The 26,959-nt window shown below is 53.7% G+C and carries 24 protein-coding genes; all 24 read left to right on the top strand.

Annotation, left to right across the window (positions count from 1 at the left end):
- Window positions 1-3: 3 nt before the first annotated feature.
- Complete coding sequence (locus WKJ03_RS07150; RefSeq protein ID WP_337841489.1) at window positions 4-963, top strand: hypothetical protein; 960 nt, start codon at window positions 4-6, stop codon at window positions 961-963.
- Complete coding sequence (locus WKJ03_RS07145; protein WP_337841488.1) at window positions 947-1,564, top strand: PilN domain-containing protein; 618 nt, start codon at window positions 947-949, stop codon at window positions 1,562-1,564. Before WKJ03_RS07150 ends, WKJ03_RS07145 begins: the two co-directional genes overlap by 17 nt.
- Window positions 1,561-2,211: a hypothetical protein gene (locus WKJ03_RS07140; RefSeq protein ID WP_337841487.1), complete on the top strand. Its 651-nt coding sequence runs from the start codon at window positions 1,561-1,563 to the stop codon at window positions 2,209-2,211. Before WKJ03_RS07145 ends, WKJ03_RS07140 begins: the two co-directional genes overlap by 4 nt.
- On the top strand, window positions 2,189-2,512 hold the full coding sequence (locus tag WKJ03_RS07135; RefSeq protein WP_337841486.1) for a hypothetical protein: 324 nt from the start codon (window positions 2,189-2,191) through the stop codon (window positions 2,510-2,512). Before WKJ03_RS07140 ends, WKJ03_RS07135 begins: the two co-directional genes overlap by 23 nt.
- Window positions 2,505-4,169, top strand: coding sequence for a pilus (MSHA type) biogenesis protein MshL (gene mshL / locus WKJ03_RS07130; RefSeq protein WP_337841485.1), 1,665 nt, complete (start codon window positions 2,505-2,507; stop codon window positions 4,167-4,169). The genes WKJ03_RS07135 and mshL overlap by 8 nt, the downstream gene beginning before the upstream one ends.
- Complete coding sequence (locus WKJ03_RS07125) at window positions 4,148-5,080, top strand: AAA family ATPase (RefSeq protein ID WP_337841484.1); 933 nt, start codon at window positions 4,148-4,150, stop codon at window positions 5,078-5,080. Before mshL ends, WKJ03_RS07125 begins: the two co-directional genes overlap by 22 nt.
- Complete coding sequence (locus WKJ03_RS07120) at window positions 5,077-6,228, top strand: hypothetical protein (RefSeq protein WP_337841483.1); 1,152 nt, start codon at window positions 5,077-5,079, stop codon at window positions 6,226-6,228. The genes WKJ03_RS07125 and WKJ03_RS07120 overlap by 4 nt, the downstream gene beginning before the upstream one ends.
- Window positions 6,229-6,231: 3 nt before the next feature.
- A complete protein-coding gene (locus WKJ03_RS07115; RefSeq protein ID WP_337841482.1) occupies window positions 6,232-7,971 on the top strand; it encodes a GspE/PulE family protein in 1,740 nt (579 codons plus the stop codon).
- Window positions 7,971-9,188, top strand: coding sequence for a type II secretion system F family protein (locus WKJ03_RS07110; protein WP_337841481.1), 1,218 nt, complete (start codon window positions 7,971-7,973; stop codon window positions 9,186-9,188). Before WKJ03_RS07115 ends, WKJ03_RS07110 begins: the two co-directional genes overlap by 1 nt.
- Before the next feature lie 103 nt (window positions 9,189-9,291).
- Window positions 9,292-9,903 (top strand): prepilin-type N-terminal cleavage/methylation domain-containing protein, encoded by a 612-nt coding sequence (locus tag WKJ03_RS07105; protein ID WP_337841480.1) that lies wholly within the window; start codon window positions 9,292-9,294, stop codon window positions 9,901-9,903.
- Between the two features lie 30 nt (window positions 9,904-9,933).
- Window positions 9,934-10,449 (top strand): prepilin-type N-terminal cleavage/methylation domain-containing protein, encoded by a 516-nt coding sequence (locus WKJ03_RS07100; RefSeq protein ID WP_337841479.1) that lies wholly within the window; start codon window positions 9,934-9,936, stop codon window positions 10,447-10,449.
- 7 nt (window positions 10,450-10,456) lie between these two features.
- The gene (locus WKJ03_RS07095; RefSeq protein WP_337841478.1) at window positions 10,457-10,906 is read left to right on the top strand and encodes a prepilin-type N-terminal cleavage/methylation domain-containing protein; all 450 of its coding nucleotides are present in this window, start codon (window positions 10,457-10,459) and stop codon (window positions 10,904-10,906) included.
- Window positions 10,900-11,451 carry a prepilin-type N-terminal cleavage/methylation domain-containing protein gene (locus WKJ03_RS07090; RefSeq protein WP_337841477.1) on the top strand — a complete coding sequence of 184 codons (552 nt, stop codon included), beginning with the start codon at window positions 10,900-10,902 and terminating at the stop codon, window positions 11,449-11,451. Before WKJ03_RS07095 ends, WKJ03_RS07090 begins: the two co-directional genes overlap by 7 nt.
- Window positions 11,451-12,248, top strand: a complete 798-nt coding sequence (locus WKJ03_RS07085) for a prepilin-type N-terminal cleavage/methylation domain-containing protein (protein ID WP_337841476.1) — start codon at window positions 11,451-11,453, stop codon at window positions 12,246-12,248. Before WKJ03_RS07090 ends, WKJ03_RS07085 begins: the two co-directional genes overlap by 1 nt.
- The gene (locus tag WKJ03_RS07080) at window positions 12,238-12,690 is read left to right on the top strand and encodes a type II secretory pathway component (protein ID WP_337841475.1); all 453 of its coding nucleotides are present in this window, start codon (window positions 12,238-12,240) and stop codon (window positions 12,688-12,690) included. The genes WKJ03_RS07085 and WKJ03_RS07080 overlap by 11 nt, the downstream gene beginning before the upstream one ends.
- Before the next feature lie 8 nt (window positions 12,691-12,698).
- Window positions 12,699-15,944: a polymer-forming cytoskeletal protein gene (locus WKJ03_RS07075; RefSeq protein ID WP_337841474.1), complete on the top strand. Its 3,246-nt coding sequence runs from the start codon at window positions 12,699-12,701 to the stop codon at window positions 15,942-15,944.
- Between the two features lie 228 nt (window positions 15,945-16,172).
- On the top strand, window positions 16,173-17,216 hold the full coding sequence (locus WKJ03_RS07070) for a rod shape-determining protein (RefSeq protein WP_046521342.1): 1,044 nt from the start codon (window positions 16,173-16,175) through the stop codon (window positions 17,214-17,216).
- Window positions 17,217-17,235: 19 nt separating this feature from the next.
- Window positions 17,236-18,123, top strand: a complete 888-nt coding sequence (gene mreC / locus WKJ03_RS07065; RefSeq protein ID WP_337841473.1) for a rod shape-determining protein MreC — start codon at window positions 17,236-17,238, stop codon at window positions 18,121-18,123.
- On the top strand, window positions 18,123-18,605 hold the full coding sequence (gene mreD / locus WKJ03_RS07060) for a rod shape-determining protein MreD (RefSeq protein ID WP_337841472.1): 483 nt from the start codon (window positions 18,123-18,125) through the stop codon (window positions 18,603-18,605). The genes mreC and mreD overlap by 1 nt, the downstream gene beginning before the upstream one ends.
- 8 nt (window positions 18,606-18,613) lie before the next feature.
- Complete coding sequence (locus tag WKJ03_RS07055; protein WP_337841471.1) at window positions 18,614-19,177, top strand: Maf family protein; 564 nt, start codon at window positions 18,614-18,616, stop codon at window positions 19,175-19,177.
- Window positions 19,174-20,646, top strand: coding sequence for a ribonuclease G (rng, locus tag WKJ03_RS07050; protein ID WP_337841470.1), 1,473 nt, complete (start codon window positions 19,174-19,176; stop codon window positions 20,644-20,646). The genes WKJ03_RS07055 and rng overlap by 4 nt, the downstream gene beginning before the upstream one ends.
- Before the next feature lie 21 nt (window positions 20,647-20,667).
- On the top strand, window positions 20,668-24,639 hold the full coding sequence (locus tag WKJ03_RS07045; protein ID WP_337841469.1) for a YhdP family protein: 3,972 nt from the start codon (window positions 20,668-20,670) through the stop codon (window positions 24,637-24,639).
- The gene (locus WKJ03_RS07040; protein ID WP_337841468.1) at window positions 24,632-25,468 is read left to right on the top strand and encodes a carbon-nitrogen hydrolase family protein; all 837 of its coding nucleotides are present in this window, start codon (window positions 24,632-24,634) and stop codon (window positions 25,466-25,468) included. Before WKJ03_RS07045 ends, WKJ03_RS07040 begins: the two co-directional genes overlap by 8 nt.
- On the top strand, window positions 25,465-26,904 hold the full coding sequence (tldD, locus tag WKJ03_RS07035) for a metalloprotease TldD (RefSeq protein ID WP_337841467.1): 1,440 nt from the start codon (window positions 25,465-25,467) through the stop codon (window positions 26,902-26,904). Before WKJ03_RS07040 ends, tldD begins: the two co-directional genes overlap by 4 nt.
- Window positions 26,905-26,959 lie beyond the last annotated feature (55 nt).

Below are 26,959 nucleotides of genomic sequence, written 5' to 3'. Positions count from 1 at the left end.
TTTATGTTAGCAGCCTGGTTGGAACGCCTGAACCTTAAAAAGAAGCCAGCTGGCTATTATGCCGGTGTTCACTGGTCACCCCAACAAATAAAAGTGGCTGTGGTGCAACATCTGGCCGGGCAATGGGCGAATCCTCAGTACTTTAGCTTTGCCGTGACGGGGCCTGCCCAACTGGCTCCGATCTTTCGCCAACTGGCCGAAAAACTCCCCCCTCATTGTGACTGCACTTTAGTGATCCCGCCTGAACGTTATATGGTGCTGCAGATTGATAAACCTCCGGTACCACCTGAAGAGCTGATGCTGGCTTTACCTTGGACTATCAAAGATTTAGTGGCTTTGCCTGATGATGACCTGGTGGTGGATTATCTGGATCTGCCACTGCAAAACCAATTGCAAAGCGCCAAAGTGAATGTGGTGGTCAGCTCAAAAAGCTGGTTAAAAGAACTGGTGGCTTTGTTTGTGCAAAACAAACTCAAGCTGACTGGTATTCAGCCCGAAGAATGGCTGGCGCGCAATTTATTGCCCAAAAAGAGCCATGCGGTCATGCTGGTTTGTCACCAGCCAGGGCAGGACCTCAGCGTGCAGATCATTCAAAATGGCAGCCTGTACTTCTCCCGGCGTTTGCGGGGGTTTAACCGGCTGGATCAATTCAGCCCGGATGAATTGCAACAAGGGCTGTTTGACAATTTGTTACTGGAGTTACAACGCTCTATCGATTTTTTCGAAGGCCAGCTCAAACAGGCTCCGGTCAGGGAAATAGGGCTCTGGCTCAGTGGACCTCACCAGCAGCAGATAGTGCAGCTCTTTAGTCAGAATGGTTTTACTCAGGTGTTCAGTGTCACTGCGGATGCCCTGCAACTGAAGATCAACGCGGATGATTTTGAGCGCTATGGTCAGGCGCTGGCGGGGGCGATAGAACCTGTGATGGCCGCTGTGGAGGCGTCAGATGAAGTTACGCCTTAACCTCTATACCCAGGCGATCCAACCGGAGCGGGAGAAAGTCAGCCTGAAACTGGTGCTGCAGACTGTGCTCAGTCTGGTGCTGGTCCTGACACTGCTGGGGCTGGTGCTGGATTACCGTGCGGCGTCGCTTACTGAAGAACTGGCGGCGATGCAGCAGAAAACTGCGGCACAACAACATCAGATTGAGCAACTGCGCACCAGGCTGCAGGCGAAAACTCCGTCCCCTTTACTGGTAAAGCAGCACAGTGAACTGAGTCAGATGCTGGCTCAGAAAAATAAACTGCTGAACTTTGTTCAGAACGAGCAAAAAAAGACCGCAGTAAAATATGGGCCTGTGTTTGATTATCTGGCGCAGATTGATCCGCAGGGATTCTGGCTGACGTCCTTTAAGCTGTCGGCACAAAGCAGTACCTTTAAAGGCTATGTGCTGAAGGCGGATCTATTACCTTATTGGCTGAATCAACTGGGGCAGAATGCGTTTTTTAAAGGCCAGAGTTTTGCCCAGTTCGAGCTTGAACAACATCAAAGTCAGGTCCTGTCTTTTGTGGTGCAGTCAGAAAAAGCCACAGCAGCTGAAACCACCGCAGGGGATGCACCATGAATCAATGGCTGTTGTGGCAGGAAAAATTCAGGGCGCTGAAGCCGAGAGAAAAATTAATCACCCTTTATGGTGCTGTGTTGTTATGTCTGTGGCTGTTTCTGCTGCAGTGGCTGCTGCCCGGTCTGGAACAGCAGTGGAAAGATCAGCAGCAGGTACAGAGCCTGACCAGCCAGTTCAATGCGAATCAACAGTTAATCCAGACCCTGACTCAGCAGGAAGGGGTTGATCCTGACCTGAGTTTAAGAGAAAAGATCCAGCAACTTGAGCAGGAAGAACTGCAGCTGCAGCAGCGTATTTCAGCGCTGACCAGCTATTTTATTGGTTCAGAGCGAATGGCGGTGGTGCTGCAGGACGTCTTGAAAAGCAGTGACGAGGTTGTTGTGAAACAGGTTAAAGTGACGCCTCCGGTGCCTTTGACCTTTGCGGATTCCGCGTCTGAGCAAAAAGCTGTAGTGTATCGTCATTCGACTGTGGTGGTGCTGGCAGGAACCTACCCGGCTTTAACTGAAGTACTGCGCCGGTTGGATCAGTTGCCCTGGTCCCTGGGCTGGCAGCAGCTGGAGTATAAAGTGACCGACTATCCCAATGCAGAACTAACTCTGGACTTGTTAACGGTAAGTGACAATGAAAGTTATATTAAGCTTTAGTCTGCTGTGCATCAGTGTTCTGGTTCAGGCCATGCCAGACCCGACAGAACCTGAGCTCAGGCTTAGCACAGCGACCGAAGCGCCGGTTGAGGCAGAGCAGGCGGGTCCTGAGCTGAAACTGAGCCTGATCAGAACAGTGCAGGGCAAGCCGATAGCCCTGATTAACGGTCAGACGCTGCGCCAGGGCGACAGTCTGGGCGAATGGAAAGTGCAGGCCATTGAGCCACAACAGGTGGTGTTGCGTCAGGGGTCAGAGCAAAAAATTTTACAGCTGTTTAAAACGATGAAAACCAATGATTAAACAAACAAGCTTAGTGATCACGTTAAGTTGCCTGAGCTTACTGGGATGCCAGGGGCTGGAGCAAAGCAAGGTTGCCAGGGAAGCCAGTGCCGAGCTGGCCAAAGCCGCGGCTCCTGTAGCCAAACCAGCTGCGACTGTGCCAGACAGCGTGACTGAGGATTTACTGGCGATGACCAGTCCGATGCAGATGGCCGCTCCGGTGTTACCGCGTTTTAATGTGGCCGCAGCCAATGTGGATGTCAGCGACTTTTTTACCTCGCTGGTGGCCGACACGGACTACAGTGTGGCACTGCACCCTGCAGTGAAAGGCCAGATCACACTGGATTTGAAACAGGTGACACTGCAGGAAGCTTTTGCGGTGGTTGAGCAACTCTATGGTTTTCATATTGAGCAGGTCGGCCAGATTTACAAAGTGATGCCAGGTGGCTTGCGGACTGAAACCATAGCGGTGAATTATCTGCTGATGCAACGCTCCGGTAACTCGTCATTGCAGGTGACCGCAGGTGGTATTTCTGCTGCGGAAGGCAACAATAACAGCAGCAATAGCGGATACAGTCGGTCATCTCAATTACAGCAAACTGATAATGGCAGTGAATACAGCAGCCAATCACAATTTGGCCAGACTGCTGGCAGCTCGATTCAAAGCTCCAATAAAACCGATTTCTGGAAAGATTTAAAAGAGGCCATTACCGGCATTATTGGTTCAGGTCAGAACCGGGCTGTGGTGATTAGCCCTCAGGCTGGTCTGGTTACGGTACGGGCAATGCCGGCTGAAATTGCCGCCGTCAAAGCCTACCTGGGGCAAACCGAACAAAGCCTGCAGCGTCAGGTGGTGCTGGAAGCCAAAATTGTCGAAGTGACGCTGAATGACGACTACCAGCAAGGCATTAACTGGTCTGAAATTGCCGGTTCCATTGGCAATACCGACTTTAATTTCAGCACGTCCGGCTTTGGCGTGGTCAGCAGCTCGGCATCAACGGCCAGTGGCCGTACCGGCATTGATTTCAGTGGCCCGGACTTTAGCGGTGTCATTGAACTGCTGGAAAGTCAGGGCAATGCCCAGGTGTTGTCCAGCCCCAGAGTCACAGCCATTAACAACCAGAAAGCGGTGATCAAAGTGGGCACTGACGCCTATTTTGCCGTCGGGGTTAACCCGGGGTATGCCTCCACAGGGGGCACCAGCAGCACAGTGCAGCAGGCCACGGCTGAATATTCGGCTATCTTCTCGGGCATAGCCCTGGATGTCACCCCGCAGATCAGCCCGAATAATGAGGTCATTCTGCATGTACACCCTTCGGTCAGTGAAACTACCGAACTGCCGCGTTCCATAGGCCGGGATGATTCTGGCCAGGATATTCAGGTGGATTTTGCCCAGACCAATGTGCGGGAGTCCGACACCATTATCAAAGCCCGCAATGGTGAGATTGTGGTGATTGGCGGCCTGATGCAGTCGACCATCACAGATTCCGAGTCGAAAGTGCCTGTTCTGGGGTCTGTGCCTGTGGTGGGTAAACTGTTTAGCCGGGTCAGCAAAGTAGAACGTAAAAAAGAACTGATCATTCTGATCAAACCCACTGTGGTCAGCTCAGGTGTGATGCAGCAGCAGGTGCAGCAATCTGCCGAGCTGATTGACCAGTGGTATCCGAAGAAGAACTGACCATGTTGTATCTGAAGCATTTTGGTCTGCAGCAAAGTCCCTTTGGTTTAACGCCGAATACCGCTTTTTACGTGGACCTGCCGCAGCACCACGAGGCCTTGCAGGTACTGACCACAGCACTGCAGGCAGGCGAAGGTTTTATCAAAGTCACAGGGGAAGTCGGCACTGGGAAAACCATGTTATGCCGCAAACTGCTGAACGAGGCCCAGCCCGACTGGGTGGTTGCCTACATTCCGGATCCCTTCCTGTCACCGTCCGAACTGCGTTGGGCAGTCGCCTGTGAACTGGGTTTAAAACACTCAGACAATATTGATCATCAGCAGCTGGGGCAACTGCTGCAGCGGCATCTGATGATGCTGGCCGGTCAGGACAAAAGAGCCATACTGGTAATAGATGAAGCCCAGGCGCTGCCGGATGATACGCTGGAAGCGCTGCGGCTGTTGACCAATCTGGAAACGGAGCAGCGCAAACTGCTGCAGGTGGTGCTGTTCGGCCAGCCAGAGCTGGATGAGCGTCTGGCCAGCCACAAATTCCGTCAGCTCAGGCAAAGGGTCAGTTTTTCTTACCATTTACGGGGCATGTCGTTTGAGGAAGTACGGGCTTATGTCCGGGCCCGGCTGGAAATTGCAGGTGTAATGCAACCTTTATTTGCTGATTCGGCGCTGAAGGCGTTATGGCGTTACAGCCGGGGAGTGCCGAGGCTGGTCAATGTACTGTGCCACAAAGGCCTGATGCTGGCGTTTGGCGAACATAAATTTCAAATCAGTGGCAGTCATCTGCGTTATGCCGCCAAAGACACTGAAGATGTACAACTGAGTCCGGGTCACAAAAAACGCTGGCTGCTGCCGCTGCTGTTGGCAGGTGCCATGGTTGGTGCTGCGGCTTATGTCAGGTGGGCGGGCTGGTTATGAGTGTGATCAATAAAATGCTGCGTGATTTAGACAAGCAGCAACAGCAACGCGGCCATAGCCCGCTGGTCCTGCAAAACAGCACACGACTGAACTGGTTGCCCTGGTTGATTATTCCGCTGGCTTTGCTGGCGGGCTGGTGGGGTCAGGCCTGGTTTTCCCGCGACGAGGTCCGCAAAGCCATGCCTGTGGTGGCTGACCAGCAAACTCCGCCTGCTCAGTTAAGTCCCTTGCCTGGAGTGGCTGCAACAGCAGAGCCTCTGCAGCAACAACCTGTTGCGAAGCCTGCGGAGGTCCAAACCGTTCAGGCAGAAAATACGGCGCCAGCCCTGACGGAGCCTTTGGCTGCAGAGCCTCAGTCTGCGGCTGTTGCCCCAGGTGTGGCTCAAGAGCCGCCGGCAATGCCAGATTCTGCGCCGCTGGTCGCAGTTCCTGCTGAGGCTGAGCAACAGGTGACAGCAGTTGAGACTGTGGGGACTGAGCAGGACGAACCTGATGCTGATTGGCTGCAGGAGTCTGCGCTGGCTCCTGAACCTGTTGCCAAAAGTACCCACCTTGCCATTGAAAAAGTGCAGTTAAGTCCGGCAGAACAGCTGGCGCTGTTGAGCCAGCAGGCCCGTAAAGCTGAAAGTGCAGGCCAGACGGCCCTGGCACTGCAGCTGTGGCAAAAAGCCAGCACAGTGCTGCCGACAGAGGCCGAAACCTATTTACAACAGGCCAGGCTCTGGCAATTGCAGGCCAATTTCGCTGCGGCTGAGCAGGCACTGCAGCAGGGGCTGGAATGGGGCGTCACGGATCCGGCGCTGGTCATGGCGCTGGCCGCTCTTGCGGTCAGGCAACAGCGCTGGCCAGACGTCATACGTCTGTTAAACACCGAACCTGAGCTCAGCCTTTACCCGGATTTTTATGCGCTTAAAGCCACGGCATTGCAGAAAACCGGTCAGCATGCCCAGGCGGTCAGTCTGTTTCAGCAGCTGGCCCGTTTACAGCCGCAGCAGGCTCGCTGGTGGCTGGGCATGGCACTGAGTTTTGATGCAATGAGCCAACCGGAACAAGCATTGCTGGCTTACCGTCAGGCTGAAAAGCAGGGGCAAAATCTGGCGGCTGACAGCCTGAATTTTGTCCGTAGCCGCATTGCGGAACTGGAGTAACAGATGCTTAAACCCAAACTCAAAATGCGCTTGGGCGATTTGCTGGTTCACGAGGGCATCATTAGTGAAGCCCAGCTGCAGCAGGCGTTGGCACAACAGCAAAAGACCGGCCGCAAGCTGGGCAGCAGTCTGATTGACCTGCAGTTGCTGTCCGAAGATCAACTGCTGCGGTTTCTGGCGCAGCAACTGAAAGTGGACTTGCTGGATATCCGCCAGCGCCAGATCGACCCGAAAGCCGTGGCCTTGTTGCCTGAAGTGCATGCCCGCCGTTTCCGTGCTCTGGTGCTGGAAGATAGGGGCAATGAAGTGTTGTTGGGGATGAGTGACCCGGCGGATTTGTCGGTGCTGGACCAGATAGCCCCTATGCTGGCACCCAAAAATATCGCCATTGCGATAGTGCCGGAAACTCAGTTAATCAGCGCCTTTGACCGTTTGTACCGCCGCACCAAAGAGATAGAAAGTTTTGCCACCCAGCTGAAACAGGAATACTCCGAAACTGAAGAGCTGGATTTTGGTGCGCTGAACGACCCCACCGACAGTGACAACACCATTGTCAAATTACTGCAGTCGATTTTTGAAGACGCAGTGCAGGTGCGGGCGTCGGACATTCATATTGAACCGGACGAAAAACTGTTGCGGATCCGTCAGCGGGTCGACGGTGTGTTGCAGGAAAACGTGTTAAAAGAAGTGTCCATTGTGCCAGCGCTGGTACTGCGGCTGAAACTGATGGCACAGCTGGATATTTCGGAAAAACGTTTGCCACAGGACGGCCGTTTTCAGATCAAAATTAAAGGTCGCACCATAGACGTGCGGATGTCGACCATGCCGGTGCAATACGGTGAGTCGGTGGTGATGCGTTTGCTGGACCAGTCAGCCGGTCTGCTGACCCTGGAGCAAACCGGTATGCCGGAGCCGCTGCTGAAAAGGCTGCGGCGTATTCTGAAAACCCCACATGGCATGATCCTGGTGACAGGGCCCACAGGCTCGGGGAAAACCACCAGCCTGTATGGCATGCTCAGCGAACTGAATCAGTCCGGCAATAAAATTATTACAGTGGAAGATCCGGTGGAATACCGCCTGCCCCGGATTAACCAGGTGCAGGTGAACCAAAAAATTGGCCTGACCTTCAGTCATGTATTAAGAACCAGCCTGCGGCAAGACCCGGACATTATTATGGTCGGTGAGATGCGTGACCATGAAACGGCCGAAATTGGTCTGCGTGGCGCTTTAACAGGCCACCTGGTGTTGTCGACCTTACACACCAATGACGCTGTCAGCAGTACACTGCGACTGATTGATATGGGAGCGGCGGATTATCTGGTGGCCAGCGCACTGCGCGCTATTCTGGCGCAGCGCCTGGTGCGGCGTTTGTGTCCTCATTGCAAAAAGCCCTACCTGCCGGATGCCGCTGAGCTGAGCTGGCTGGCGCACAAAGCTATGGCTGCCGGCCAACAGTTCTGGCGCGGCGAGGGGTGTCAGAGTTGCAATCACACCGGCTATTCAGGCCGGATTGGGGTGTTTGAACTGCTGGTGATGAACCGCGAGCTGGCGGATGCCTTGCGGCGTCAGGATCTGGATGGCTTTGCGCAGGCGGCCCGTGCCAACGAAGGATTTAAACCTTTGGGGGATATGGCGCTGGAATATGCCCTGGCGGGCCTGACCAGTCTGGAAGAAGTGATTAAAGTGTCCGAATACCTGGAACTGGATGAAGGGCTTGCGGTGAACAGGCTACAGGCTGACTGATGGCAACCTATAGCTACACAGCGCGGGACCGGCAAGGCCAGTCTGTCAGCGGCACTCTGGAAGCCAGCAGCGAAGCGGCGGCGGCAGACCTGCTGCTCAAACGCAGCCACATTCCTGTCCGCATTCAGTTGCAGCAGGATGAGCCGGAAAAAACCGCCTTGGTCTGGCCCTGGCAGCGGGTCAGTCTGGCCGATTTGATTGTATTTGCCCGCCAGATGTATTCGCTGACCAAAGCTGGCATTCCCATTATTCGTGCCATAGTCGGCCTGGCCGAAAGCACCAGTTCAAAAGCCCTGAATAAGGTGTTATTCGACTTGGCAGAGCAGCTGGAAAAAGGCCGGACTCTGTCTGCAGCTATGGCGCAGCACCCGAAGATGTTCAGCCGTCTGGTGGTGTCTCTGGTGCATGTGGGGGAAAACACCGGCCGGCTGGATGAAGCTTTTTTGCAATTGGCCGGTTATTTCGAGCAGGAGCTGGAAACCCGCAAACAAATTAAGCAGGCCACCCGGTACCCCAGTTTTGTGTTATTCGCCATAGTGGTGGCTATGGTGCTGATGAATATTCTGGTGATCCCGCAGTTTGCGGCCATGTTTGCCCGTTTTGGCACTGAATTGCCCTGGGCCACCCGCTTTCTGCTGGCCAGCTCCGATCTGTTTCTCAATTACTGGAAACTGATGCTGGCCGCGCTGGCAGGCACAGTGTGGGCACTGAAACTTTATGTGGCCAGTGCACAGGGCAGTTATCAGTGGAGTTACTGGAAACTGCGGCTGCCCCTGATGGGCTCCATTATCAAACGCGCCACCCTGGGCCGTTTCAGCCGCAGTTTTGCCATGATGCTCAGGGCCGGTGTCCCCTTAACCTCGGCGTTAACCCTGGTGTCGGAAGCAGTGGACAATGATTATATGGCCGACAAAATCCGTGAGATGCGCAAAAACATTGAACGGGGCGAAAGCTTATTGCGGGTGTCGGTGCAAAGTGAGCTGTTTACGCCGCTGGTGTTGCAAATGCTGGCGGTGGGAGAAGAAACCGGTCAGGTCGATGACATGCTCAGTGAAGTGGCCAGTTTTTACGAGCGGGAAGTGGCCTATGATTTAAAAGGTCTGACGGCCAAAATTGAGCCCATTCTGATCTGCATTGTGGCGGCCATGGTACTGGTGTTGGCGCTGGGGATCTTTACACCCATGTGGGACATGATGAACGCTTATAAAAAAGGTTAGAAAAGTTGCAATTGAATTGAAAGATTTATAACTTTGGTCACAAAGACCGGTTAGAATGCGCAAAAACCATAAATTTATAACCTAGGGGTATGAAGTGAAAAAAATGAAACGTCAAAGTGGTTTCACTATTATTGAAATTATCATAGTTGTGATCATTCTGGGCCTGTTGGCCGTGACGGCTCTGCCACGTTTTTTAAATGTGACTGAGCAGGCGGAAGATGCGTCAATCGACGGTATTGCCGGTGGTTTCGCTTCTGCGGTCGGCCTGGTGCGCGGCCAGTGGGAAGTGGCTGCTCGCCCCAATGGAAACTTTGATAATGCTGGCACTTTATCACCCAATGGCACTTTTGTGACAGTGGATGGTGTGCAGGTGGCGGTGAATGCGGCATCTGGCACAGGGGTGGTGGCGGGTTTCCCTACGGGCACGCCAAGAGCGGACAGCCGTATCAGCAGCATGGATCATGAGCAATGCCGCAATGTGCTGAATCTGATTATGCAAAATGCACCAACTTCGGTGGCGCAAACCAGCGGTGGTGTGGCCTTAGCCGATATTACCGGCTCCAGCCTCTTTGTTCAGGTTGATTCCAGTCAGTGCTATTACTACCAGACCAATGGGTTGGCGGCTGTTCCTGCTGCGGGAGACACCGATTTATTAAACGGCTTTATCTACAATCCGGCCACAGGGGCCGTGACAGTATTTAAAAACAAGGCATAACGGTTTTAGTTAATCAGAGGTAGAAGAAGTATGAAAACTATCAATAAAGCTCAACAAGGTTTCACCCTGGTGGAACTGATTATTGTGATCGTAATTTTAGGTATTCTGGCTGTAACGGCCGCGCCACGGTTTTTGAATTTCTCGGGTGATGCGCGCAAAGCTGTCTTAGATACAGTGAAAGCATCCGTGGAAACTGCCAGCAAAATGGTTTATGGCAAAGCTACTTTAATCAGTGCGACAGGAATTGACGGCGATCTTACAAACCCTGCTGTCAATCTGACATTTGGTTATCCTAAAGCAGTGGCGGTAGATCTTACTCCAGTCGTTGAATTACCTGAAGGTTGGGTATTTAGTGCAGATGCCGATGAGGGTTTAGTGGCCGAAGCAGTCACTGCAGGTGCGATCACAACCCGTGGTGTTATTCGTATGGGTGCTGTCTCAGCAGATTTGGAAGATAACGGCTGCTATGTTGAATATACAGCGGCAGAGGACGCCACTGTCGACGGTGAACCAACAGTGACTGTTGTGACTACTGGCTGTAACTAACTGAGTTATGCCGAAGCTGACACGGCAACAAGGGTTCACTTTGGTGGAGCTGATTATTGTTGTCGTGGTTCTGGCTGTTCTTGCCGCCACGGCTTTTCCGCGTTTTATCGGGAAGGCCGGGGTGGAAGAAATCACCATTCAGGACCGCCTGATTTCTTTATTGCGTCTGAGTCAGACTCAGGCCATGCAAAACACGTCGCAAAAACGTCTGTTTAATTTAGCGGCTGCGGGCCTTACACCTGCCGATGGCAGCGTGCAGATCCGGCTTTTTAATCACAAAACAGCAGCGGGCTCGGTGATCTCTGAGTTTTGGTTTAATGCCTACGGCCAACCTGGTTTTGTCAGCGGCAATCCAGCGACCTTCAGCCAGGCCGCCAATGGTCTGCGTTTTGAAATTCAGGGCACAGTGCAGAGCAGGGTCTGCATCGAATCAGAGGGCTATATTCACCCATGCTGAAGCGAAGCAAAGCCAGCTCAGGCTTTACCCTGGTTGAAATTATTATTGGCATTGTGGTGCTGGGTATTGCCCTGGTGGTCATTACCGGTGCTTTGGGGCCCTTGTACAAACAATCCACCGACCCCTGGCATCAGGTGCGGGCGGCAGAACTGGGTCACAGCCTGCTCAATGAAATTATGGCCCGCAGTTTTGACCAGAACTCCGATCGTGTCAGTGGTGAGTTTCGTTGCGGCGAAAATGGCACTGTATGCACTGCCTGTGACAGCCTTGGCTCAGAAGCAGGCGAGAGCAGAACCAGCTTTAATGATGTGGATGACTTTAACGGGCTCAGCCTGAATGACAGCGATATTCTCGCCAGCCCAGGCGGAGCAGGGCAGCAGCAAAGCCTGGATGAGCTGTATGCAGGTTACAGCGCAGCTGTGCTGGTCAGTTGTGCAGGTGCTGAACTGGGGCTGGCGAATGCACAACTGAAAAAGGTGCAGGTGACTATTACCGCCCCTTCTGGTTCACCAATAGGTTTTGTCTCATACAGGGGAAACTGGTAATGGCTAGGTCAGTGTCCGGTTTTACCCTGGTCGAATTAATACTGGTGATCCTATTGCTGGGTATAGTGGGGACAGCCAGTTTCAGTTATCTGGGCCTGGGCGCAAAAATGTATGCCGATGCGGCAGACCGTGAAGCACTGCTGAGCAGCAGCCGTTTTGCCGTGGAGCGGCTGAGCCGGGAACTGAGAAACGTGGTGCCAAACAGTGTGCGGACTTTCACTGACTCAGGGCGAAACTGCATTGAGTTCGCCCCTCTGATTAAAGCGGGTCGTTACAGCCCGGGTGTCGCTACAGGCTCTGCTTCCGGCACTGTGTCATTGGTCAGCCCTGATGGCTGGACTGAGGTCACAGGGTACAGCCAGCCATTATTGATGACCATTTACCCGACAGACGCCAGCAGGGATATTTATGGCGAAGCACGGGTGGCGGAGTCCTTCAGTTTCACTGCCAGCGGAACTAGCCTCACAGTGACTTACAGTTTCAATGACATTCCTACCGATTCACCGAGCCAGCGTATGTATTTTTTTTCCTTACCTGTGGCCTATTGTCTGGAAGGGACTGAGCTTTACCGGTACCAGCGTACTGCGTTAAACCAGCCCTTGACTGGACGCATGCTGATGGCTGAACACTTAAGTGCTGCATTTTATGGCCCCCCTCGCAATGAGCAGCCTTTTCAATATGATAACAGTCGGGTGCTGACACGAAATTCTGTCGTTCATCTGCGGCTGGCGTTTGAGTCAGCCATGGGAGATGTGTTGGTGTTTAATCAGGAGATCCATACGCCCAATGTGCCCTGAGATCTATGCAGCAAGGCAGAGGCAGGGGGGCAGTGCCCTGCTCGTCGCAGTTTTTGTAATTGTGCTGATGGGGCTGCTGGTGGCTGCGTTGTCCCGTATGCTGCAAAGTAGCACCGAAGCTGTAAGTTATGAAGTACTGGGAACCCGGGCCTTTTTTGCGGCACAGACCGGGCTGGAAGCCGGTTTGGTTCAGCTGTTCCCAGTGTCGGGCGCGGGAACTTATTGTGCGGTGGGAGCAGGACAGCTGACCGGAAGTGCGACAGAGCAGACAAGCTTGTCGACGGCGGATTTAGCTGGTTGCAGCTACCGTCTGAACTGCAAGTCTGCCAGAGAAAGTGCAACGCCTTCCGCTGTGGTGCACTACCAGCTGTCCAGCGAGGGGCAGTGTGTTTCTGGCGCGATTAGCAGTCAGCGTACTGTCACCATTGAAGTCTGGCAGTAGGGGGGATCATGAAAGACATCAGAGTACTCCCGTCAGCTCAGCTGTTTTTCGCTCTGAGTGGGCTGCTGTGGTTGATGCAGCCCCAGGCCTATGCTGCGACCTACAACCTGACTCCACCAAACAGACCCGCCCTCTGCAGCGGCAATCAGGGCAGCTGGAGTGGCAATGTCTATACCTGTACCTGGGGCCAGCCATTTTCGCTGGCATCCGGCGATACAGTCACGTCAACTGCCGCTATTAAAATTCTGTCTTACAGCGGTTTTAATTTAACCAATGTCACTTTGGGCAGCGCCAGTTACAGCATCGATCTTGAAGCTCAGGGGGGCAATATCACCCGGCTCACAGGCTCGACCCTGTACGGCTCCATTCTGGGTTCCAGCAATAATGTGCGGCTGATGACCGGGACCCTGGTGATGGGGGCCGTCAACGTGACAGGTAATTTTCAGGCGGACGGAGCCACCATCTATGGCGCCGTCAGTGCCAATAATGGTATCAGCGCCACCAATACCACCTTTCACAGCAATCTGAGTACGTCCAACAGCTCCATTACCCTGAGCGGCGGCAGGGTGAAAAATAATGTGACAGTCACAGCCCAAAGCCTGACGGCGACAGGCACTGTTTTTGAAGGCAATATTACGGCCAATGGCAATATTGTGCTGACCGATGCCAGTGTCAGTGGCAAAGTCACCAGCACTTCCAATAAAGTAACCACCACCAACTCTGTAGTTGGCAATGGCATCAGCGGCCACAGCGGCATTCAGGTCACTGGCGGCACCATTGCTGGAGACCTGAGGTCGGGATGCAACAATGTCATTCTGACCAATACCACCATGACCTCAGGCACCATTCAGACCACGCCAAACTTAGGCAGCGGTTGCGGTGCTGACCGGGTGGAGTTTAACAACAGCACTATTAACGCCAATATTCTCGGTGGGCCGAACAATGTGGTGTTAAATGACACCGACTACACAGGAAACATTCAGGCCAGGTTTAATGTCACGCTGAATGACAGCACACTGTACGGCAATATCTATGGTGAAACCAATTACGATCTGCAAAAGGTCAAACTGCAGGATTCGATAGTCTATGGTTCGGTGACTGTAGGCACCTCCTGGCAGACCATCGAAGGCAACTGGCCCAATAGCGCTATCTACGGCGACTGTACTTACCACACAGTGCAGCCGCAGCCTTTATGTCAGGATGAACCACCTCCTCCTGCCGGGGTGAACCATTTTCGTCTGAGTTACCCAGTGCAAGGGCTCACCTGCCAGTCTTCTGCGGTGCTGATTGAAGCTTGTGCAGATGCAAGCTGCTCAAGCCGGTACACCGATGCCGTGACGGTCACACTCAGCGCAAGCGGCGGGGGAGCATGGGGGGGGGGCAATCAGGTAACGCTGAGCAATGGTATGGCCACCAAGTACCTGAGTAAAACCAACAGTGGTGATTCGGTCGTGGGGATCAGTGCGACCAGCGTCACTGCCAGTGCAGCAACAGTTTGCCTTGAGGGCACAACCACAGATTCTGCCTGCAGCCATAGTTTTCTGAATACAGGGCTGCGATTCAGTACCATCCCGAATCAGGTGGCCGGTTTGGCCAGCCCGGCGACAGTGAAGTTACAGGTGGTACGCACCGATACGAACACTGGAGCCTGTGTGGCGCGGGTGACCCCTACAAGTGCGGTGCAATTTGGTTATCAGTGTGTCAATCCAACCAGCTGTATTACTGGCCAGAGTTTTACTCTGGGCACGACAGCTATTGCGGCCAATCCAGCGTCTTCAGTCAGTCAGTACACCAGCATCAACCGCAGCTTTAACAGCAGTGCAGAAACTGAATTTACCATTCAATACTCTGACGTTGGGCAACTGAAACTGCATGCACGGCTGGCACTGGCTGCGTCTGGCAATGAGCCTGCGCTGACGCTGGTGCAGGAATCGAACAGCTTTGTGGTAAAACCAGACCGGATTGCCGTGACGGCTGTGCAGCGACTGGATGGGACTGCAAACCCGGCCACCACTTCTGCAGGCAGTGGTTTTGTTGCGGCAGGACAGAACTTCAAAGTGCAACTGGATGTACTGAACAGGGAAGGCAACCGTACACCGAATTTTGGCCAGGAGATAATACCGGAGCAGCTTGGGTTGCAAACTACCCTGGCTTACCCTGTGATCACCGGCATCAGTTGTCAGTCTGGTATCAGTCCTTGCACACCCAACCCGGATATGCAGTTGGGTAGCGGTGGTTTTACTGGGGTGAGTGGCACCGCAGGGCGCTTTGAAAACTCTGAGGTTAGCTGGCTGCAGGCAGGTTCAGTGAATCTGAGCGGTAAAATCAGTGACAACGATTATCTGGGGGCAGGCTCCACGGCATCGGCCAATCCGGCTGTTCTGGTCGGACGTTTTTATCCGGACCGGTTTGTGCTCAGTGCGCCCACGGCCATCAATAGCTGTGTGGCTGGTGGTTTTAGTTATATGTCTCAGCCTGCCGTCAGTGCTTCCGCAGAATTGCGGGCTGTGGCGACAGATGGTTCCACTGTGCTGACCAATTACAATCAAGCCAGCAATAAACAATATACCGGTACGGCGAGCATTCAGCTGCGTGCTGAAAATGCAGGGAATGGGGTCGATTTACAGGCTCGTCTGACAGGTTTTGTCGCATCCTCCTGGCTGGATGGACGCTGGAGTTGGGCTCAGTCGAACCTGAGCTTTGCGAAACTGGCGACACTGCAACCGGACGGGCCTTATAGTTCGTTGCAATTGGGGCTAAAAGCTCACAATGAAATGGACGGCCGCGATGTAGTGTCCAATATGGCAATAGGGGCAGTGGCTGTTGGCAATCCGCTGCTGTTTCGTTATGGCCGTCTGATGATTGAAAATGCCTTTGGCCCTGAAGATGAAGACCTGCCGATACAATTTGCGACTCAGTATTGGCATCAGGAGACAAATAGTTTTGTGCGCAATGCTGAAGACCAGTGCACCGCTATTGATGCCACGCATCTTGCCGTAACCGGGGTGGTAACCACAGCATCGGGCAATACAAGCATAGCGAATGGCCTGAATCCGCCGCGCAGTATCCTGTTACCTGCACCTGGCGTGGCTGGCAGCGCTGCACTGGAATACGATCTGAATACTGGCAACATTGAGTATCTGGGTTACCCCTGGTCCGGCGGAACCAGCAATCAAAACCCGACAGCCGAAGCGGTGTTTGGCCGTTATCGAGGCAATAAACGGCAAATCTACTGGCAGGAACAGCTGAACTAATTTGGGGTCAGAGTAGTACTCTGACCCCAATTCTTTTTTGGTGCCGACAAAACTTTAAACAACTTTCAGGGTCCATCCATCGAAACAATTGGCTTTTCAGTGGCTTTGGTTTAATTTGGACAAAAGCAAAGATAAAGCTATGTTCCCGGCCAATTGTTACTTAAAATAAGCAGCATTTTTTGACCGCCTTTGCGTCACCACACCTAGTTAAAAGGATTAGTCTGTTCCATGTTAAACAAATTACGTGGCCTGTTTTCGAACGATCTGTCTATCGATCTGGGGACAGCCAACACCCTGATTTACGTTAAAGACCAAGGTATTGTATTAAATGAACCTTCTGTGGTGGCGATTCGTCAGGAGCGCACAGGGGGCCCGAAAAGCGTGGCCGCAGTAGGCCATGCCGCCAAACGTATGTTGGGTCGTACTCCAGGCAATATCAAAGCCATCCGTCCGATGAAAGACGGCGTGATCGCCGACTTTTACGTGACTGAAAAAATGCTGCAGCATTTTATCAAACAAGCCCACAGCAACAGCTTCTTGCGCCCAAGCCCACGGGTACTGGTCTGTGTGCCTTGTGGTTCTACCCAGGTGGAACGCCGCGCTATTCGTGAATCTGCTCAGGGCGCCGGTGCCCGTGAAGTCTACCTGATTGATGAACCTATGGCCGCCGCCATTGGTGCCGGTTTACCTGTGTCTGAAGCCACAGGTTCGATGGTGGTGGATATTGGGGGTGGTACTACTGAGGTTGCGATTATCTCGTTAAACGGTGTGGTGTATTCCTCTTCTGTGCGTATCGGCGGTGACAAGTTTGACGACGCCATCATCAACTACATTCGCCGTAACTACGGCATCCTGATTGGTGAAGCCACAGCTGAGCGCATTAAAACCGAAATCGGTTCAGCCTACCCAAGTGATGAAATTCTGGAAATTGAAGTGCGTGGCCGTAACCTGGCTGAAGGGGTGCCTCGCAGTTTTACTATGACCAGCAACGAAATTCTGGAAGCGCTGCAGGAGCCACTGGCTGGTATTGTGTCTGCAGTCATGGTGGCACTGGAGCAATCGCCTCCGGAGCTGGCGTCCGATATTTCTGAGCGTGGTATGGTGCTGACCGGTGGTGGTGCCTTATTGCGTGATTTGGACCGTCTGCTGATGGAAGAAACCGGTATTCCTGTGGTGGTTGCTGACGACCCGCTGACCTGCGTGGCGCGTGGTGGTGGTAAAGCCCTGGAAATGATCGATATGCATGGCGGTGATGTGTTTAGTTACGACTAAACAGCCCGGCGGCTTCTGAATGAAACCTATCTTTGAGCGTGGCCCCTCACTGCCGCTGCGATTGTTTTTTGCAGTGTTGTGCAGTGTCGGGCTGATGGCGCTGGATAAATTTACTGACAGTTCCACCCAGCTGCGCAGTTATTTAACGGCGCTGGTCAGCCCTTTGTATTACGTGGCCAACCTGCCGCAGGCGCTGTTGTCAGATGCCTCAGCCCAGTTCAGCTCACACCAGCGTTTGCTGCAAGAAAACCAGAAACTGCGCGAAACCCTGTTGCGGCAAAACACCCAGGTGCAACGTTTTCAGTTTTTACAGCAGGAAAACGACAAACTGCGCTCCTTGCTTGGTTCTGTGCCTGTGACCGAAAGCAAACGCCTGGTGGCCGAAGTGCTGGCGGTGTACAGCCATCCGTTCAGCAACCAGATCGTCATTAACAAAGGCAGTAACGACGGCGTAGTGGCCCAACAACCTTTGTTGGATGATTTAGGTGTACTGGGGCAAATTGTCAGTGTGGGGCCCACCAGCAGCCGTGCTTTACTGATTTCCGATACCACCCATGCTATTTCGATGCGGATTGAACGCAATGGTGACCATGTGGTGGCTGAAGGCATGGGCCAGTCAGAACAGCTGCGGCTGATTCATTTGCCGCACAGTGCCGATATTCAGCAAGGCGACAAACTGATCACCTCTGGTCTGGATGGTATTTTCCCTGAAGGTTACCCTGTGGCCGAAGTGGTGCGCATTAACAAAGACGCCCAACAGCCGTTTTTGCAGGTGTATGCCCGGCCTTATGCCCAGCTGGATCGTATCCGTTATGTGTTATTGGTCTGGCCTAAAGCCAAACCTGAAATTGACCAGCAGATAGCACCACCAGAAGTTGGGGCTGGTGCAGCGGCCGGAGGCCATTGATGGATAAGTCCAACCGTTTGTATCTGGTCTATGCCTCGCTGGTGTTTGCCCTGGTGCTGGCCGTGGTGCCTTTGCATTCTATCGTCAAACTATTCCGACCCGACTGGCCTTTACTGGTGTTGCTGTACTGGTCGCTGGCGCTGCCCTTACGGGTTACCATAGGGACAGCTTTTGTCACAGGCTTTGTGCTGGATGTGCTTGCAGGGACAGTGCTGGGGGTGAATGCACTGGCCTATTCGGTGATTATTTATTTCTGCTCGTCGCACCATCTGAAAATCCGTAACTTTTCGGTACTGCAACAAAGTCTGGTGGTTGCACTGTTTCTGGCCTTTAACCATCTGCTGGTATTCTGGCTCAGCCACTTCCTGACCGATGTCACCTTTAACCCGGCCTATTTGTGGCCCGTGCTGACCGGTGCTCTGGTCTGGCCCTGGTTGTTCTGGTTGCTGCGCCGTATCCGCCGGCAATTTAAAATCCACTGAGGTATTCCATGATTGCTCTGGCATCTGCCTCGCCGCGCCGGCGTGAATTATTAACCCAGTTGGGCCTGAATTTTGTGGTGGTCAAAGGTGATATTGATGAAAGCCAGTACCCAGGGGAAAGCCCACAAGCTTACGTGACGCGGCTGGCCAAAGGGAAGGCGCAGGCCGGTTATGCCAACCAAAGCGCACCTTTGCCCACTCTGGGGGCCGATACCATAGTCGAAGTGGATGGCCAGGTGCTGGGAAAACCTGTGGATTTTGCTGATTTTCAGCGCATGATGCAGTTGTTGTCCGGTCGTCAGCATCAGGTGCGTACGGCGGTCGCTTTGTGCTGCGGTGAACGTACTGAAAGTGTATTGGTGAGCACAGAAGTCAGCTTCAAAGCCTTGTCGGAGGAAGACATACGGCAGTACTGGCAAACAGGTGAACCGGCCGACAAAGCCGGGGGTTATGGCATTCAGGGCAAAGCGGGTCGTTTTGTCACCCGGCTTTGCGGCAGCTATTTTGCCGTGGTTGGGTTACCCTTGTTTGAAACTGAAACTTTGCTGGCGCAACAGGGAGTGACTGCATGAGCGCAGAATTACTGATTAACGTCACACCCAGTGAAACCCGGGTGGCGCTGATAGAAAACGGTGTGCTGCAGGAAGTGCATATTGAACGGCAGGCCAAACATGGGTTGGTTGGTAATATTTATATGGGCAAAGTCAGCCGGGTGTTGCCAGGCATGCAGGCTGCTTTTGTCGATATTGGCCTGGACAAAGCGGCGTTTTTGCATGCATCCGACATTATCTCCAGCGAACTGCACATTGCTGAACCTGAGTCCGTCAAACCCAATGCCGTCAAAGATATCCGCCTGCTGGTGCATGAAGGCCAATACCTGCTGGTGCAGGTAGTGAAAGACCCGCTGGGCACCAAGGGCGCCCGCCTGACCACTGACATTACCTTGCCCAGCCGTCATCTGGTCTTTATGCCGGGGTCCGGCCATGTCGGCGTGTCGCAACGCATTGACAGCGAAACAGAACGGCAGCGCTTAAAAGACATTGTCAGCACCTGCCTGGATGATTCCGGTGGTTATATAGTGCGTACCGCGGCCGAAGGAGCCGGTGAAGACGAACTGGTGCAAGACGCGCAGTTTCTGAAAAAACTCTGGGCCAAGGTGCAAAAGCGCAAAAAAAACGCCCGCAAAGAAACCATGTTGTACGAAGAACTGACGCTGGCCTACCGCATATTGCGTGATTTTGTCGGGTCGGACCTGGAGCGGGTGCGGGTGGACAGCAAACTGACCTACCAGCAATTGCTGAGCTTTACCGAAGAGTTTGTGCCGCAAATGACGGACAAACTGGAGTATTACCCGGGCGAGCGGCCAGTGTTTGACCTGTTTGACGTCGAAAACGAAATTCAGCGCGCGCTGGAACGCAAAGTGATGCTGAAAAGTGGCGGTTACCTGATGATCGATCAGACCGAAGCCATGACCACCATAGACGTCAACACCGGTGCTTTTGTCGGTCACCGTAATTTAGAAGAGACCATTTTTAACACCAATATTGAAGCCACTCAGGCGATAGCCCGTCAATTGAGGCTGCGCAATCTGGGCGGTATTATCATTATTGATTTTATCGACATGCAAAGCGAAGAGCACCAGAAACGGGTGCTGCACAGCCTGGAAGTGGCGCTGGGCCGCGATAAAACCAAAACCAATATTCATGGTTTTTCAGCCCTGGGTCTGGTGGAAATGACCCGTAAACGGACCCGTGAAAGCCTGGAGCATGTGCTCTGTGGGGAGTGCCCGGTTTGCAAAGGCCGTGGCAGCCTGAAAACGGTGGAAACCGTCTGTTTTGAAATTTTACGGGAAATTGTGCGGGTCAACCGGGCTTACGTGGCCGACAAGTTTATGGTCTATGTGTCGCCTTCAGTGCGCGATATGCTGACCAATGATGAATTTCACAGTCTGGCTGAACTCGAAGTCTTTATTGGCAAACAGATCAGTCTGGTGACTGAACCGGCGTACAGTCAGGAACAATTTGACGTCGTCATGATGTAACAGCGAACAAAGAGAGCCGCAGTGCGAAGTATCCGACAGGCCTTTTGGTATTGCCTGCACAAAGTCTGGATTGTTTTTGCTATCGGTGTGGTGCTGATGGCCGCACTGGTGTCTGCGCTGCGTTTGGGCCTGCCTTATGCGCCCGGCTATAAAACCGATATCGAACACTGGATACAAGCCGAATATGGCACTGAAGTGCGGATTGGTGCTTTGTCCGCAGGCTGGCAGGGCACAGGTCCGGCCTTGGTACTGCAACAACTGCAGGTACTGGACAGTCAGCAGCAACCCCAACTGACGGTGGATGAAATTGGCGTGCGGCTGGATTTCTGGCGCAGCCTGTCGAATATGAAACTGACCGCTGCTCATTTTGAGTTGTCCGGTCTGACCTACCATGTCGAAGCCCGCCGCTGGCTCGGGTCCGGTGTCAGCACTCCTGCTGACAACCAACAATTGTTTCAGGCGCTGCAGGATCTGTTTTTTAAACAACTGCGGCAGTTTTCCGTGATCCACAGCAAACTGGTGTTCAGCACAGAGCAGGACGAGGATATTGAGCTGGCTATCAAAGCGCTGAACTGGCAAAACGACTCCGACCGCCATCAGGGCTGGGGCGAAGTCTCTGTGGCCGGTGTCACCGCCAACACCTTGTCTTTTATTGTCGACCTGAATGGCGAAGCCCATGAAGCCAATGGCCAGCTGTATCTGGCCAGCCAGCAGCTCGACTTGCTGCCCTGGTTCCAGCAACTGATGCCACAAACCCGCAAGCTGAACAGCGCCAAACTGAATTTTGCCGCCTGGGGCGACATTAAAGTGGGCAAGCTGCAACAAATCGATGTGGCGCTGTCAGATAACAATGTCGGCTGGCTGAAAGAAGGCGTCTGGAACAAAGTGGCGCTGTCGGATGGTTACCTGCGCTGGAAACCGACCAAAGCCGGCTGGACTTTAACCTCAAGCCCCATGCAACTCAGTAATACCTCAGAGCAATGGCCCGATCTGCAGTTTCAGCTGAGCCGGACTCAGGACAATTACCATGCCTCCTTGCAAAACCTGCAGCTGGCGGTAGCGGAACCTTTACTTCAACTGTTTGCTGACGACTCAGAGCAGCTGAAACAAGTACTTGAGTATCAGCTGGATGCCAAAGTGAACCGGCTCGATTTACTGATGGAAGGCGAGCACTGGTATTTATCCACTGACTTTGATGGCCTGACATCGGCCGCTGTGGCGGATGTACCAGGGGTTCGGGCTTTGGCCGGGAAACTGGTGGCGTCGCCTTATTTTGGCGCTTTGGAGTTGAAAGGCAAAGACGCGGAGTTGAGCTGGGGCAATGCCTTCAGTCAAAACTGGCCTTATCAGGGGCTGGAATTGTCGATGGCCTGGCGCAAAAGAGCAGGCCACTGGCAGCTGTTGTTACCCTCACTGAGTTTATGGCGCGACAGCTTTGGTCTGGAAGCCGAAATGGTGCTGAACCTGGACGAACAGCCGGATATGGATTTAGTGGCCGAGCTGAAGAATGTGCCGGTACTTGAGGCTGAACACTTTTTCCCGCTGCACCATATGCCACAATCCGTCATTAGCTATTTAAAGCCCGCCTTGTTGTCGGGCGATGTCAGCTCAGGCAAAGTGCTCTGGTCCGGTGAGTTTGCTCAATACCCATACAGCGAACGGAATGGCACTTTCCAGGCGCTGGCTTCTGTAGTGGGCGCCGAGTTTCAGTTTGATCCGGACTGGCCCAGCCTGACCGAGCTGTCTGCTGAACTCTTGTTTGAAAATGCCAGTATGACCATTCAGAGCCAGGCTGGTTATCTGGTGGATGCCCCAGTGCAGCAAGGGGTTACAGTGCGGATCCCGGACTTATTTCATGCCTCAGATTTACTGATCGATATTAAGCAGCAGTTGCTGGCCGAACAAGTGACGACCCTGATGCAAGCATCGCCTTTGCATGATTCAGTAGGGGAAACTCTGGCGTACTTAGGAGTGACAGGACAGGTGCAGGGCGATGTGTCGCTGTCGATTGGTCTGGATCACCCTGGCGTGCAGGTGAAAGGGGATATCGACTTTCAGCAAAATGGCCTGAATTTATCCGGCCCTGCGCTGGTGGGGGAAAACCTGACCGGCCGCTTGAGTTTCGACAATGCCCGCATTGAAGCCAATGAGCTGAACATGTTTATTTCCGCCATTCCGGTGCAGTTCAGTCTGAGGGGCGAGCAGCAGGAGCAGGGTTATCAGGTGTCGCTGCTGAGTCAGGGCCTGCAAAACAGCCAGGAACTGCTGCTGGCACTGGCGCCTGAGTTTGATTCTTATGCGGTGGGGCCGCTGAGCTGGCAGTTCAAACTGGATTTGCAACTGGCCGGGGAAGGCTATCAGTATCAGTCTGATTTAGCACTGGATTTTGTCGACACTGAACTGAAACTGCCCAGCCCGCTGGCGAAAACGCCTGGGCAGCCGGGGTCCATGTTTCTCTCCACGTCCGGTAATCAGGACAGCAGTGTGATCACACTGAATTACCAGGACTTGCTGTTTTTTGATGCCAATTACCAGCATCAGCAAAATCAGGTCAGTCAGGCCCGTTTGAGTCTGGGGCAGCGGACAGAACCAGGCGCAGCACCGGCAGGTTTCAGCATTAACGCCACGCTGGGGCAAACCGAATTTGTGCCCTGGCTGACCTTGATCCAGCACCAAATCAAAGCGGCCGCCACCGAAGAGCCGTCGCCTATGCCAGCGCTGAGTCAGGTGACCGCCAAAGTGGCCACTTTGACTGTGACGGATAATATTCAACTGACCAATCTGCAACTGGAGATGACACCGGCGGATCAACACTGGCAGATGAAACTGCAGTCGGACCAGACCAAAGGCGTTGCCATGCTGGCTAAAGACCTGCAGCAGGGCGGCATTGCGGCAGAGCTGGAGTTTTTAAAGCTCTTCCCGTACGACGCGGCAGCCGCAGAAGCCAAAGCACTGGCTGAAGCAGAAGAGCTGCTGAAACTGAGTAAAGAACAGCAAATTGCCAAAGCGCTGGCCGAAGTGGTGCCGCCGGAGCCGATGCCCTGGCTGGCCGACTTGCCGCCGCTGAGCCTGAATTGCAAAAGCTGTGTCTTTGGCCCTTATGATTTAGGCCAACTGAAGTTGAAGACCCGTTCAGACGGCCAGAGCCTGAGCATCGACCAGTTTGAATCCCGTTATAAAAAGCATCAGCTGAACCTGACCGGCCGCTGGGTGAAAGACGAAGCGGCGGGACGGACCACTGTGGATGCGGAAATTAAAAGCCCGAATTTTGGCGAGCTGATGCAGGACTACGACCTGACGTCGGCCATAGCTGGCAGTGACGGTGAAATTCAGTTTAAACAAATGAGCTGGGCTGGCGGACCGACCCAATTTAACTACGCCACGCTGGGCGGTGATTTGCACTGGCGTTTAGGGGAAGGCTCTTTGTCGGAGGTCAGTGACAAAGGCGCACGTTTATTGTCGGTGTTCAGCCTGGGGTCCCTGGTGCGTAAGCTGAAGCTGGATTTTCGCGATATTTTCTCCAAAGGCTTTTTCTTTACCGAAATGACCGGTGACCTGAAGCTGGACAAAGGGGTGGCTCACACCAATAACAGTAAAGTGGAAGGGGCTGCAGGTAATATTGAAATTCAGGGCTACGCTGATTTAGTCACCCGCCAGCTGGATTACCAGATGGCCTTTTTACCCAAAGTCACATCCAGCCTGCCGGTATTGGTGGCGCTGCTGCAGTTTAACCCGGCTACAGGCCTGGCGGCGCTGGCGCTGGACGAGCTGGTGGAGTCGGCTGAAGTGGTGTCCAAAGTGAACTTTGCCGTCACTGGTAATTTTGCGGCCCCATTGGTGACCGAAGTGGCGCGTCACACCACTGAAATTGAAATTCCGCGCTCTGAGCTGTTAAAAGCGGAGCAGGAAAAACGCCGTCAGTTGCAGGAGCAACAGCAGCAGAACCAGCCGCCAAAGGCCGACAGCACGAAGAAGGACAAAGCCAATGGCTGAGTGGCGTTTATCGGCTGTGCAGCTGACCAGTGGGCCAGACTGGCAACAGAATCTGGCCAAGGTGCGTAGCCTGATGACGCAATTACCCCGTTGTGAGCAGCATCTGGTGGCGCTGCCTGAAGGTGTGGCGGTGTTTGCCGGGCCGGACGGCCTCAACCTGCAATTGGCCGAGCCGCTGGGCAGCGGACCCATGCAGCAGGGCTATGCACAGCTTGCGCGTGAATTTGGCTGTTATTTACTGGTGGGCACCTTACCGACCCAAAGCGACGACCCGCTAAAATTTGCTGCCAGCAGTTTGTTGTTCAACCCGGCTGGTGAATTGATTGCCGACTACCAGAAAATTCATTTGTTTGACGCGCTGGTCAATGACAGCAGCAGGCAGTATCAGGAATCGGCCAGCACGGCGGCCGGGCAGAAGGTCACACTGGCTACGGCGGACGAGCTTAAGCTTGGCCTGATGATTTGCTACGATATGCGTTTTCCGGGCCTGGCCCAGCAACTGGCGCAGCAGGGCATGAATGTGCTGGCGGTGCCTTCGGCTTTTACGGTGGTGACAGGCCAGGCACACTGGGAAACCTTATTACGGGCCAGAGCCATAGAAACCCAAAGTTTTGTGCTGGCACCGGCGCAGGCCGGCACCCATGCCAATGGCCGCCAGACTTATGGCCACAGCCTGATTATCGACCCTTGGGGCCATATTTTGGCAGAGGGCGACAGCAACAGCGAGATGGTGCTGACAGTGCTGGTTGACCTGCAGCAAAGCCGCCAGCTGGCCGACAAAATGCCAGTGCGGCAACACAACAGATTTAACAGTGAGCTGATGAAATGAGCAATGTGGAATTTAACCTGTTAGAAGCCAGCGAGCTGAAAGCAGACGACTTACAGCAAACCCTGGGTTACTTATTTGCGCATCAGCTGGATTACGCCGATTTGTATTTTCAGTCCAGCGTGCACGAATCCTGGGCGCTGGAAGATGGCCTGGTGAAAGAAGGCTCTTTTAATATTGAACGTGGTGTGGGTGTGCGCGCCATCAGCGGTGAAAAAACCGGTTTTGCCTACGCCGACGCCATTTCACTGCAGGCATTAAACCAGGCGGCCAGTGCCGCCCGTGGTATTGCGGCTGCTGGTCAGCAAGGCCAGGTGAAGGCTTTTTCCCGTGGCAACACACCACAAATTTATTTACCGGTCGAGCCATTACAAAGCCTGGATAACACCGCCAAGGTGGACCTGTTAAAGCAGGTGGATGCCTTTATCCGCACCCTGGATAACCGCGCCGAACAGGTCAGTGTCAGTTTAAGCGGTGTGTACGAAGAGATGCTGGTGGCGGCCTCCGACGGCACTTTTGCCACCGATATCCGGCCTTTGGTGCGGCTGAACTGCTCAGTGCTGCTGCAACACAATGGCCGCCGTGAGCGGGGCAATGCCGGTGGCGGCGCGCGGCTGGATTACCAGTATTTTTACGAAGAGGTCAACGGCGAACCGCGCTGGATGGGCTATGCCCGTGAAGCAGTGCGCATGGCTCAGGTGAATTTAACCGCAGTGGACGCACCGGCTGGCACTATGCCAGTGGTACTTGGCAGCGGCTGGCCAGGCGTGTTATTGCACGAAGCCGTTGGCCATGGCCTGGAAGGCGACTTTAACCGTAAAGGCTCGTCCACTTTTGCTGGCCGTATTGGCGAGCAAGTAGCGTCCAAACACTGCACTATTGTGGACGACGGCACTCTGGCGCACCGCCGCGGTTCACTGAATATCGACGATGAAGGCACAGCCAGCCAGTACAACGTGCTGATCGAAAACGGCATTTTAAAAGGCTACATTCAGGATAAACACAACGCCATGCTGATGGGCGTGGCGCCCACAGGCAACGGCCGCCGTGAAACCTTTGCGCACCTGCCGATGCCACGCATGACCAATACCTATATGCTGGCCGGTGACTACGCGCCGGAAGAAATTATTGCGTCGGTGGAAAAAGGCATTTACGCGCCTAACTTTGGTGGCGGCCAGGTGGACATCACCTCAGGCAAGTTTGTGTTTTCGGCCAGCGAAGCTTACCTGATTGAAAACGGCAAAATTACCCAGCCAATAAAAGGCGCTACCCTGATTGGCAATGGCCCGCAGGCCATGCAGCAAGTGTCGATGGTCGGCAATGATTTGCGGCTGGACAGCGGCGTGGGCGTCTGTGGCAAGCAAGGCCAGAGCGTACCTGTGGGTGTGGGGCAACCTACCTTAAAACTGGACGCGATGACGGTAGGCGGCACGGCCTGACGAAAAAAAGCTGGGCCAAAGCGCTGTTTTACGGCAAGATCCTGGGGTCAGAGTA

It is taken from the genome of Rheinheimera sp. (assembly GCF_037442525.1).
In the GTDB taxonomy this organism is placed as follows: Bacteria; Pseudomonadota; Gammaproteobacteria; order Enterobacterales; family Alteromonadaceae; genus Pararheinheimera.
This window is presented reverse-complemented; position numbering and strand designations above follow the sequence as displayed.

Excerpts from the sequence above, each read along its gene's own strand:
- WKJ03_RS07150 (WP_337841489.1), top strand. The coding sequence starts at position 4 with ATGTTAGCAGCCTGGTTGGAACGCCTGAACCTTAAAAAGAAGCCAGCT.
- WKJ03_RS07145 (WP_337841488.1), top strand. The coding sequence starts at position 947 with ATGAAGTTACGCCTTAACCTCTATACCCAGGCGATCCAACCGGAGCGG.
- WKJ03_RS07140 (WP_337841487.1), top strand. The coding sequence starts at position 1,561 with ATGAATCAATGGCTGTTGTGGCAGGAAAAATTCAGGGCGCTGAAGCCG.
- WKJ03_RS07135 (WP_337841486.1), top strand. The coding sequence starts at position 2,189 with ATGAAAGTTATATTAAGCTTTAGTCTGCTGTGCATCAGTGTTCTGGTT.
- mshL (WP_337841485.1), top strand. The coding sequence starts at position 2,505 with ATGATTAAACAAACAAGCTTAGTGATCACGTTAAGTTGCCTGAGCTTA.
- WKJ03_RS07120 (WP_337841483.1), top strand. The coding sequence starts at position 5,077 with ATGAGTGTGATCAATAAAATGCTGCGTGATTTAGACAAGCAGCAACAG.
- WKJ03_RS07115 (WP_337841482.1), top strand. The coding sequence starts at position 6,232 with ATGCTTAAACCCAAACTCAAAATGCGCTTGGGCGATTTGCTGGTTCAC.
- WKJ03_RS07110 (WP_337841481.1), top strand. The coding sequence starts at position 7,971 with ATGGCAACCTATAGCTACACAGCGCGGGACCGGCAAGGCCAGTCTGTC.
- WKJ03_RS07105 (WP_337841480.1), top strand. The coding sequence starts at position 9,292 with ATGAAACGTCAAAGTGGTTTCACTATTATTGAAATTATCATAGTTGTG.
- WKJ03_RS07100 (WP_337841479.1), top strand. The coding sequence starts at position 9,934 with ATGAAAACTATCAATAAAGCTCAACAAGGTTTCACCCTGGTGGAACTG.
- WKJ03_RS07095 (WP_337841478.1), top strand. The coding sequence starts at position 10,457 with ATGCCGAAGCTGACACGGCAACAAGGGTTCACTTTGGTGGAGCTGATT.
- WKJ03_RS07090 (WP_337841477.1), top strand. The coding sequence starts at position 10,900 with ATGCTGAAGCGAAGCAAAGCCAGCTCAGGCTTTACCCTGGTTGAAATT.
- WKJ03_RS07085 (WP_337841476.1), top strand. The coding sequence starts at position 11,451 with ATGGCTAGGTCAGTGTCCGGTTTTACCCTGGTCGAATTAATACTGGTG.
- WKJ03_RS07080 (WP_337841475.1), top strand. The coding sequence starts at position 12,238 with ATGTGCCCTGAGATCTATGCAGCAAGGCAGAGGCAGGGGGGCAGTGCC.
- WKJ03_RS07075 (WP_337841474.1), top strand. The coding sequence starts at position 12,699 with ATGAAAGACATCAGAGTACTCCCGTCAGCTCAGCTGTTTTTCGCTCTG.
- WKJ03_RS07070 (WP_046521342.1), top strand. The coding sequence starts at position 16,173 with ATGTTAAACAAATTACGTGGCCTGTTTTCGAACGATCTGTCTATCGAT.
- mreC (WP_337841473.1), top strand. The coding sequence starts at position 17,236 with ATGAAACCTATCTTTGAGCGTGGCCCCTCACTGCCGCTGCGATTGTTT.
- mreD (WP_337841472.1), top strand. The coding sequence starts at position 18,123 with ATGGATAAGTCCAACCGTTTGTATCTGGTCTATGCCTCGCTGGTGTTT.
- WKJ03_RS07055 (WP_337841471.1), top strand. The coding sequence starts at position 18,614 with ATGATTGCTCTGGCATCTGCCTCGCCGCGCCGGCGTGAATTATTAACC.
- rng (WP_337841470.1), top strand. The coding sequence starts at position 19,174 with ATGAGCGCAGAATTACTGATTAACGTCACACCCAGTGAAACCCGGGTG.
- WKJ03_RS07040 (WP_337841468.1), top strand. The coding sequence starts at position 24,632 with ATGGCTGAGTGGCGTTTATCGGCTGTGCAGCTGACCAGTGGGCCAGAC.
- tldD (WP_337841467.1), top strand. The coding sequence starts at position 25,465 with ATGAGCAATGTGGAATTTAACCTGTTAGAAGCCAGCGAGCTGAAAGCA.